Below are 9,566 nucleotides of genomic sequence, written 5' to 3' on the forward strand. Positions count from 1 at the left end.
TTTATTCCTGTCGTTTTAAGGTCGAGTTTATAGAAGGGTGTAAAGAGGGATGCGCGGACAATTTTTCCGGCGCTGGCTTATTCCGATTAAGAAAGCCAATGTTATTGTTGCCCCACAGATTTTCGTAAGGCATGCCAGCCAGTGTTTCAACTATCCCGCGTGCTTCCGGGGTGATGCTTTCCGGCACGATGCGGTTCGCTTCACGCATTTTCAGCGTTTCCTGGCGCAGGACAGTATGGGTCTGCAGATTAAGTTTAAAGCGCAGTGACACGATAAAGCCGCAGGCCAGAACGGCCACTGTACCGATACTCAGGATCGCCAGGATGGTGTGGCTGACGCCGGGTACCTGGGTTGCCTGGCCAGAGACAAAACCAGAGAGCTGCAGTACGATACCGACCAGCATGACGGCACCCGCCTGCGACGCTTTACGCGTCAGGGTCATAATGCCGGCAAAAATGCCTTCACGGCGCTGACCGGTGATGGCCTCATCGACATCCGCGATATAGGTGTAGGTGTTCCATGGCACATAGTTAATGCCGCCACGTCCCAGACCTGCCAGGGCAGAGATCACTAACAGCAGTGACATGTTGTCGTTCATGCCGGCATACCACAATCCGGCATAGGAGAGCGACGCCAGGCCAAACAGGATGGCCACCAGACGGTAGGCAGGTGCAGGCCCCATGCGGATACAGAGCGGGATCATCGCCATCACAGCAATAAACTGCAGCACTGCCATGGTGCCCATCAGGCTGGAGGCAACCTGAGCACTCTGCATCAGCACAAACACCACATACCAGGTAAAGACGGCATTAAACACATCCTGGGCGATATAGCCGCCGAGGTACATGCCAAGGTGCTGGCGGAAGATGCGAATACGTAAAGTTGAGGCCAGTTCAACATAGAGCCGTTTAAGATTCTGCATCAGCGTCAGCTGCTGTTTTTCCTGTTCAGCACGCCGCGACTCGGCAGAGAAATCATCCGGGTGACGTTCCCAGGTAAAGCACCACACCAGCGTCAGCACCAGTGCGCAGATTACCGAGAACACCAGGCTGGCGTAGAAAAAGGAGTCGGGATTATCTTTGCCCAGCATACCCAGTAAAATACCGGGTAGAAATGCGGCCAGAATGGCTGAGAGCTGCGCCAGACCAATACGCGCGCCGGAGAACCGGGTTTTCTGTTTGAAATCGTCAGTCATTTCCGGGACCAGCGTTTCATAAGGTACCAGGATCATGGTGTAGACGATATCAAACAGCAGGTAAGTGCAGAGATACCACCAGAAGCTCATGTCGCTGACCCACATCAGGCTATAACTGAATACACAGGGTATGCCTGACAGGATAAAGAATTTGCGGCGGCCAAAGCGTTTGCCCAGCCAGGTTGAGCCAAAGTTGTCGGTAATAAAGCCCATGAGCGGGCTGACCACGGCATCCAGCACGCGAGCGGTAGCAAAGATTAAGGTGGCCTGAATCGGGGTTAATCCACAGAAGGTGGTATAAAAATAGAGCAACCAGGCGGCTGTAAGCGCCGTGGTGCCTGCTCCGAGAAAATCTCCGGAACCATAGGCCAGATAGTGGCCAAGACCAATTTTACGTGAGCGCATGGCTAATGCTCCTTGATGTTATATGGCGGTATATCCCTGGTGACGCCGGACTTCTCACCCGGACTGGTTAGCAAAGTAGAGCTGACCGGGCGGCTAAACCTTCGCAATTTGGCTAACGCGTTGGCTGAAGTGGCAGCCATATAAAGAAAAGGGTGGCGAAATTCTAATTTATAAAACAGCGTTTCATTTTAATGGTATGGCAGGCAGCTTGCGAGCATCTGGAATGCTGTTCAGGTGACAGAGGAGAGGAGCTGCTGCAAAGGCAGGCGAACAATGCAAGAAAAGTGGTACTGAGGTTGAAAGAAAACAAATTTCTCCCGCATACTGATTGATTACGACTCAGGCTCAAGGAATTGCACCATGGCTGAAGAAACCATTTTTAGTAAAATTATCCGCCGCGAAATCCCCGCTGATGTGGTTTATCAGGATGAACTGGTTACGGCTTTCCGCGACATTTCGCCTAAAGCACCGACCCATATTTTAATCGTGCCAAATGTGCTGATCCCAACGGTCAACGAGGCGGAAGCGGCCCATGAGCATGCGCTGGGACGTATGTTTACCACCGCAGCGAAAATCGCCCGTCAGGAAGGGATCGATCAGAATGGTTATCGGCTGATTGTGAATTGCAATCAACATGGTGGTCAGGAGGTCTATCACATCCATATGCATCTGCTGGGCGGCGAACCGCTGGGCCCGATGCTCTCAGACTGACCTGATAACGGAAAAAAGCTATGCGATCCTGGCTGACTGGCCTGCCGATCCTGCTCTGCCTGACGGCCTGCAGCAGTGAAAAACCGATGATCAATACTTCACAATCGCTGGTGATGGAGTCTTCTGTGCTGTCAGCAGGGATCATTACCGATGAACCGACGCTGGATGATAACGATGGACTGAAACGAGCCACCAGCGTGCTCTATAATCAGCGCGAAACACCGGTCGTTGTGCACTATCGTTATTACTGGTATGACGACAAAGGTCTGGAAATCACCCCGCAGGAACCGGCGCAGACCGTTACCGTTCCGGCGCAGGGCAGTATTGTCGCCACCTCGCAACTGGGTAACCTGACTGCCAGCAAGGTTCGTCTTTATCTCTATCTTTAAGGATTTTCTACGTGATACGCAGTGTTAATCGTACCGGAGCGCTCCTGATGGCGCTCATTCTGACCGGCTGTGTAGTGAAACAGCAGCAGCCCGCCACGGTTGAACCGACCCAGCCAGCCGAGCCGGTGCAGCCTGTTCCGCAACCTGAGCCGGTGCCACAACCGCAGCCTCAGCCTGTGCCACAGCCACCGAAGCTGGTCACTATCAACTGGGATGCCAGCGTACAGCCGCTGGTGGCGCAGATGTTGCAGGCCGCCAGCGCCGAGCCGGGTAGCGTGTTGCTGGTCGACCGCATCAAAAACAGCACCAATGGCGCGCTGCAAAGCGAGAAAGCAACAGCGGCTATCCAGAATGCGCTGAACAACAATGGCAAATTCACGCTGGTTTCTGCCGATCAGTTGGCGCAGGCCAAGCAGACGCTGGGATTATCGCCGGAGGACAGCCTGAACTCGCGCAGCAAAGCGATTGGTCTGGCACGCAACGTTAATGCCCAGTATGTGCTCTACAGTAACGCACGCGGCGATGTTAAAGCGCCAGCTCTGCAGATGCAGCTGATGCTGGTTCAGACTGGTGAGATCATCTGGTCCGGCAACGGCATTGCACAGAATTAATCCCGTCTTTCAACGGATAATTCAGCAGGCGACCGGCGAGCCAGGAAAGGTATCAACTATCCCGCTGGCCGGTCTGACCGGTCACAGTCAGAAGATTGTCAGCTCGCGCGGTACCTTCATCGCGCGGGCTGCGCCACAACCGGCAATTCCATTTGTGGATCGCCAGCGCGAATTCCGGCTGTTGCGAAAAATGCGAGCCAGCGGACTGGCACCGCAGCCCGTTGCTGGTCATCGTCAGGGTATTGTGCTGACCTGGTGCGCAGGCGACGCGCTGGATGAACAAGGCTTCAGCCAGCAGCGTCCGCAGATTGTGGCATTGCTGCGGCAGCTGCATCAGCAGCCGTTAACCGGCTATCGCCTGCAGTTGTTGCCGCTGTTATGGCGCTACTGGCAGCTCTCGCCACAGCGGCATCACCGCTGGCTGTGGGCGCTCAGACGTCTGACGCAGCAGGGCGAACCTCAGCCATTAAGGCTGGCACCGCTGCACATGGATCTGCATGCCGGAAATATCATACAGGGCCCGGAGGGCCTGCGTCTGATCGACTGGGAATATGCCGCCGATGGCGATGTGGCGCTGGAGCTGGCGGCCGTCTGTGCCAGCGATCCGCAGCATCAGACCGACTGGCTGGCAGAGTACGCCGCAGCGATGCAGCTGCCGCTTCCGGTGCTGGTGCAGCAGGTCAGACGCTGGCAGCCGTGGCTGCGTCTGCTGATGGCCAGCTGGTATCAGCTGCGTGCCGGTCAGGGTGACGACGACACATTACACCAGCTGGCCCGACAGAGCTGGGAACAGATTTAATCGCGTTATGCAGATGCGTAACGCTACAGGATTCAGGTTATGAGATCACATTTACCCGGCCCGCTGATGCTCGACGTTGAGGGCTATGAACTGGATGGCGAAGAGCGCGAGATCCTTAAGCATCCACTGGTAGGCGGCTTAATTTTATTTGCCCGAAACTATCACGACCCGGCCCAGCTGGCAGAGCTGGTGCGGCAGATCCGCGCGGCCTCTCACGCCCGGCTGGTGATTGCGGTGGACCAGGAGGGCGGTCGCGTGCAGCGTTTCCGTGACGGCTTTACCCAACTGCCTGCCATGCAATCTTTTGCGGCGCTTCACGATGCAGAAACCGCCGGTGAAATGGCGCAGCAGGCGGGCTGGCAGATGGCAGCCGAGATGATTGCCATGGATATCGATATCAGCTTCGCGCCGGTGCTCGACATTGGTCATATCAGTGCTGCGATTGGCGATCGTTCTTTCCATGCCGATCCGGCCATCGCGCTTGCCGTTGCCCGCCGCTTTATTGCGGGGATGCATGAGGCAGGCATGAAAACGACCGGCAAACATTTTCCGGGACATGGCGCGGTCAGCGCTGATTCGCATAAAGAGACGCCACGCGATCCGCGCGACGAAAAGACGCTGCGTGAGCACGACATGGCGATTTTCAGCAAGCTGATTACCGAGCAGGCACTGGATGCCATTATGCCTGCACATGTCATCTACACCGACGTTGATCCGCTGCCCGCCAGTGGTTCGCCCTACTGGCTTAAAACCGTGCTGCGCGAGCAACTGGGCTTCGACGGTGTGATTTTCTCCGACGATCTCTCAATGGAGGGCGCCGCCGTGATGGGCAGCTATCCTGAGCGCGCGCAGCAATCCCTTTCTGCCGGTTGTGACATGATTCTGGTCTGCAATCAGCGTCAGGGTGCCATTAGCGTGCTGGATAACCTGATCCCGGTCGGGTCAGAGCGGGTTACGCAGCTGTATCATCAGGGCAGGTTCACCCGCGATGAGCTGCAGGCAACGCATCGCTGGAAAAACAATGCCCAGCAACTGAGTGCACTTCAGGAACGCTGGCTGGCTCACAAAGCGTCGTGGTAAGCAGTGACTGCCCGGCGCTATCACTAACCTGAGGATTATCATGATCATCTATCTGCACGGTTTTGATTCCAGTAGTCCGGGCAATCACGAAAAGGTGCTGCAACTGCAATTTATCGATCCTGATGTCAGGTTGCTCAGTTACAGCACCCTCCATCCTAAACATGACATGCAGTTTCTGCTGAAAGAGACCGATAAAATGCTGACGCTGTCCGACGACGATCGTCCGCTGATTTGCGGCGTCGGGCTGGGCGGCTTCTGGTCAGAGCGCATCGGTTTTCTGTGTGGTATCCGGCAGGCAATCTTCAATCCCAACCTTTTTCCGCAGGAGAACATGGAAGGGAAGATTGACCGGCCAGAAGAGTATCAGGACATCGCCACCAAATGCGTCAGCGATTTTCGCGAACGCAATCGTGACCGCTGTCTGACCTTTCTCTCCCGTCAGGATGAGGCGCTGGACAGCCAGCGCACCGCCGGGCAGCTGCATCCTTTCTATGAAATTGTCTGGGACGAGACAGAAGGGCATAAATTCAAAAACATATCCCCACATCTTCAGCGGATAAAAGCTTTCAAAACATTAGGTTAAGCAGGACAGGCACCGCAAGGTGCCTGTTTTCATTACGTAATTATCCGAGTTTTATTTCCCCGCTTTGATGTATATCAATATTCTTATGTTCTCCTCTTCCCGCCATGCTATTCTGCGAGCAGATAGCGATTTTAACTTCGCCAACCCTATGTTTCTTAAGGTTTAATTTAACCTTTGGTTAACTTTTGGTTCACAATTTGAGGGGGTCTTTGTTGACTACGTCTGTTAAGAGAATTGTTATTGTCGGAGGGGGAGCGGGCGGCCTGGAAATGGCGACGCAGCTGGGTCATAAACTGGGTCGTAAAAAGAAGGCCGAGATTATCCTGGTGGATCGTAACCATAGCCATCTGTGGAAGCCGTTGCTGCACGAAGTTGCTACCGGTTCGATGGATGAAGGCATTGATTCGCTGAGCTATCTTGCCCATGCACGCAATCACGGTTTCGAGTTTCAGTTGGGTTCGCTTACCGACATCGATCGCAGCCGCAAAGTGATCCGTCTGGCCGAAGTGCTGAACGCACAGGGCGAAGTGCTGGTGCCACAGCGTGAAGTGGCCTATGACCAGCTGGTGATGGCGCTGGGCAGCACCTCAAATGATTTCGGCACGCCGGGCGTCAAAGATCACTGCATCTTCCTGGACAACCCACATCAGGCACGCCGTTTCCACAACGAAATGCTCAACCTGTTCCTGAAATTCTCTGCCAGCGAAGGCAAGGTCGAGAAAGTTAACATCGCCATCGTAGGCGGCGGTGCAACGGGCGTTGAGCTGTCAGCGGAGCTGCACAATGCGGTCAAACAGCTGCACAGTTACGGTTTTAAAGGGCTGGGACGCGAAGCGCTGAACGTAACGCTGGTCGAAGCGGGCGAACGTATTCTGCCTGCACTGCCACCGCGCATCTCTGCTGCAGCGCATCAGGAGCTGACCAAACTGGGCGTGCGCGTTCTGACGCAGACCATGGTTACCAGCGCTGAGCAGAATGGCCTGAATACCAAAGGCGGTGAGTTTATTGAAGCCGATCTGATGGTCTGGGCGGCGGGCATCAAAGCGCCGGACTTCCTGAAAGAGATTGGCGGACTGGAAACCAATCGCATCAATCAGCTGGTGGTAAAAGAGACGCTGCAGACTACGCTGGATGATGACATCTACGCCATTGGCGACTGCGCCTCCTGCGCATTGCCGGGCGGCGGCTTTGTGCCGCCTCGTGCCCAGTCAGCGCACCAGATGGCCTCACGCGCAATGGACAACATCCTGGCGCAGCGCCACGGCAAACCGCTGAAGGCTTATGTCTACAAAGATCATGGTTCGCTGGTGTCGCTCTCCCGCTTCAGTACGGTCGGCAGCCTGATGGGCAACCTGATGCGCGGTTCAATGATGGTGGAAGGGCGCATTGCGCGCTTTGTCTACATCTCTCTTTATCGTATGCACCAGATCGCACTGCACGGCTATTTCAAAACCGGCCTGATGATGCTGGTCGGCAGCATCAACCGGGTTATCCGCCCGCGGCTTAAGCTGCACTAAGCAACTGCGCTTAATCTGGTAAAGGCTGAGCCTCCTCCATTCTGAGGGGGCTTTTTTATGCCCTGAAAAGTGGCTGAAACCGATTCCGGCAGCAGAAAAAGACCTTAATCTCGCCAGCATTAATACATTGATTAACACGGCTTAATGAATTGCCTGTAGCGATCGCCAGCTGACAGGGAAGGGGGACTGGAATTACGTGCCATCTTAAATAAGAGGTAAGTCCGGGTGGTCAGATTTAATCGTGGACCCTCTTTCCAGCGTGTCCGACATCCACTTAAGTCGGAACATCCGTGCTGCAGATTTTACCCAGCTTGCTGCGTCGACGATTCAACACGAGCTGATGCACGGCTGAACAGGCTTCTGTCCCTGCTATGAGCGGATTTCTGGTCAGGGATGGTACGTTTTTTAAATGGGGCGCGCAGTTTGCTATTGTAAGTTTTATGTAAGTTTTTCTGCATTTTTTCTTGAGATTTAAGATTGCGGCGGCATAATGTGCGCAGAGTAAGCAGCTATATACATTTTGTAACATCTTAACCACATGGACAGGTTATGCGGCCCGATAAAAATGGACTTCTCGCAGCGCTGGCACTTCTGCCCGGCGCGCTGCTGATCAATGCCCTGGCAGTGCACACGGTGCAGGCGGCACCCGGTGATGAGCAATTGCAGCATCAGCAGGCGCAACAGAAAGCGCGTCAGCAGCGGCTGATGCCGCAGGTGCCTGATGTGCGTCTCTCAGAAACGGTTCCGTCACCTTCCCGTCTTAAGTTTCCGCAGGAAACCCCCTGCTTTGTTATTCAGAAGGTCAGCCTGTCCGGGCAGGAAGCGCTGCCACACTGGGTGCCTCTGCAACGTCTCGCCAGTCAGGCGAATGGCCACTGTCTCGGCGTAAAAGGGATTAGCCAGTTAATGGGCACGCTGCAAAACCGGGTGATTAATCACGGCTGGGTGACAACGCGCGTACTGGCTCCGCAGCAGGATCTGCGTCAGGGCGTGCTGCAGCTGCTGATTGTGCCCGGCCGGATCCGCAATGTGGAACTGTCACCCGCCTCATCACGCTACGTCAGCCTGTGGCCGACATTACCCGCTCATGCCGGCAATCTGCTGGATTTGCGGGATATTGAACAGGGGCTGGAGAACCTGCAGCGTCTGCCGACGGTAGAGGCGCACATGGCGCTGCGCCCTGGCCTCAATCCGGGGGAAAGTGACATTGTGATTGAACGCACGCAGCGTCGTTTCTGGCGACTCGGCGCATGGCTGGATGACTCGGGCACCGAAAGTACCGGGCGTTACCAGAGCGGGATCATGCTGGCGCTGGATAATCCCACCTCCCTCAGCGATCTCTTCTACCTGACCGCCAGCCGCGACCTGGGATTTGCGGGCAGAAAAAGCAGCAAAAGCCTGTCAGGACACTACTCGGTACCTCTGGGCTACTGGCTGTTTGGCGTTACCGCCAGCGACTACGATTATCATCAGACGGTTGCCGGTTACAGCCGCGACTTTCTCTACGCCGGTAAGAGCCGATCGCTGGATGTTCAGGCCAGTCGGGTGATCTACCGCAATGCGACCGCCAGAACCACCGTCAGCGCTGATGTGCTGGTCAAAGCGTCACGCAACTTCATCAACGACACCGAAATTACCAGCCAGCAGCGCCGTACCAGCGCATGGCGACTCGGCCTGTCGCACCGGCACTATATCGGCGCCGCCACGCTGGACGCCGGTGTCAGTTATCAGCGCGGCACGCGCTGGTTCGGCGCGCTGCCCGCCTGGGAGGAGTCCTATCAGGATTCCACCTATGCCACCGCGCTATCAAAAATTCTGACCTGGCAGGCGGGACTCACCACGCCGTTCGCACTGGGTAATCAGCATTTAAGTTACAACATCCAATACCGTCGCCAGATGAGCAACACCCCGCTGACAGCGCAGGATGAGTTTGCGATTGGCAACCGCTGGACCGTGCGCGGTTTTGATGGTGAACGCACCCTGAGTGCCAGCCGGGGCTGGACCGTTCAGAACACGCTGGCCTGGCAGACACCGCTGCCTGCGCAGGAACTCTACCTGGGTGCCGACTATGGCGAGGTAGGGGGCAACAGTGCCTCACAGGGTGGGCCACTGGGACGTCATCTGGCGGGTGGCGTCATCGGGCTGCGCGGTGGCATCACGCCCGCCGGTGTCAGTTACGACTTGTTTGCCGGAATGCCTCTGTCGAAACCGGACGGCTTCAAAACCGATCCTGTAACGTTTGGTTTCAGCGTGAACTGGAACTACTAAATCCTTTA

At 55.7% G+C, this 9,566-nt stretch carries 9 protein-coding genes; 8 read left to right on the plus strand and 1 reads right to left on the minus strand.

Features of this window, described 5'->3' with window-relative positions; all coding sequences use genetic code 11:
- Position 1 precedes the first annotated feature (1 nt).
- On the minus strand, positions 2–1,600 hold the full coding sequence (locus FA92_RS05890; protein ID WP_033782649.1) for an MFS transporter: 1,599 nt from the start codon (positions 1,598–1,600) through the stop codon (positions 2–4).
- Between the two features lie 360 nt (positions 1,601–1,960).
- On the opposite strand from FA92_RS05890, the gene hinT reads away from it, so the two are divergent.
- The 8 genes from hinT to FA92_RS05930 all read left to right on the plus strand — a co-directional run bounded on the left by hinT (position 1,961) and on the right by FA92_RS05930 (position 9,558).
- Positions 1,961–2,311: a purine nucleoside phosphoramidase gene (gene hinT / locus FA92_RS05895; RefSeq protein ID WP_013357465.1), complete on the plus strand. Its 351-nt coding sequence runs from the start codon at positions 1,961–1,963 to the stop codon at positions 2,309–2,311.
- A 20-nt stretch (positions 2,312–2,331) separates the two neighbouring features.
- Positions 2,332–2,700, plus strand: a complete 369-nt coding sequence (locus tag FA92_RS05900) for a DUF1425 domain-containing protein (protein ID WP_033782650.1) — start codon at positions 2,332–2,334, stop codon at positions 2,698–2,700.
- 11 nt (positions 2,701–2,711) lie between these two features.
- The gene (gene lpoB / locus FA92_RS05905; RefSeq protein ID WP_033782651.1) at positions 2,712–3,311 is read left to right on the plus strand and encodes a penicillin-binding protein activator LpoB; all 600 of its coding nucleotides are present in this window, start codon (positions 2,712–2,714) and stop codon (positions 3,309–3,311) included.
- A gap of 16 nt (positions 3,312–3,327) precedes the next feature.
- Positions 3,328–4,110, plus strand: a complete 783-nt coding sequence (gene thiK / locus FA92_RS05910; RefSeq protein ID WP_081917177.1) for a thiamine kinase — start codon at positions 3,328–3,330, stop codon at positions 4,108–4,110.
- Between the two features lie 39 nt (positions 4,111–4,149).
- A complete protein-coding gene (gene nagZ, locus FA92_RS05915; RefSeq protein ID WP_013357469.1) occupies positions 4,150–5,190 on the plus strand; it encodes a beta-N-acetylhexosaminidase in 1,041 nt (346 codons plus the stop codon).
- A 40-nt stretch (positions 5,191–5,230) separates the two neighbouring features.
- A complete protein-coding gene (ycfP, locus tag FA92_RS05920) occupies positions 5,231–5,773 on the plus strand; it encodes an alpha/beta hydrolase YcfP (protein ID WP_013357470.1) in 543 nt (180 codons plus the stop codon).
- A 212-nt stretch (positions 5,774–5,985) separates the two neighbouring features.
- Positions 5,986–7,290 (plus strand): NAD(P)/FAD-dependent oxidoreductase, encoded by a 1,305-nt coding sequence (locus FA92_RS05925; RefSeq protein WP_033782655.1) that lies wholly within the window; start codon positions 5,986–5,988, stop codon positions 7,288–7,290.
- A gap of 549 nt (positions 7,291–7,839) precedes the next feature.
- Positions 7,840–9,558, plus strand: a complete 1,719-nt coding sequence (locus FA92_RS05930) for a ShlB/FhaC/HecB family hemolysin secretion/activation protein (RefSeq protein ID WP_033782657.1) — start codon at positions 7,840–7,842, stop codon at positions 9,556–9,558.
- The last annotated feature ends 8 nt before the right edge of the window (positions 9,559–9,566 follow it).

It is taken from the genome of Pantoea sp. 9140 (genome assembly GCF_000745295.1).
GTDB classification, from domain to species: Bacteria; Pseudomonadota; Gammaproteobacteria; order Enterobacterales; family Enterobacteriaceae; genus Pantoea; species Pantoea vagans.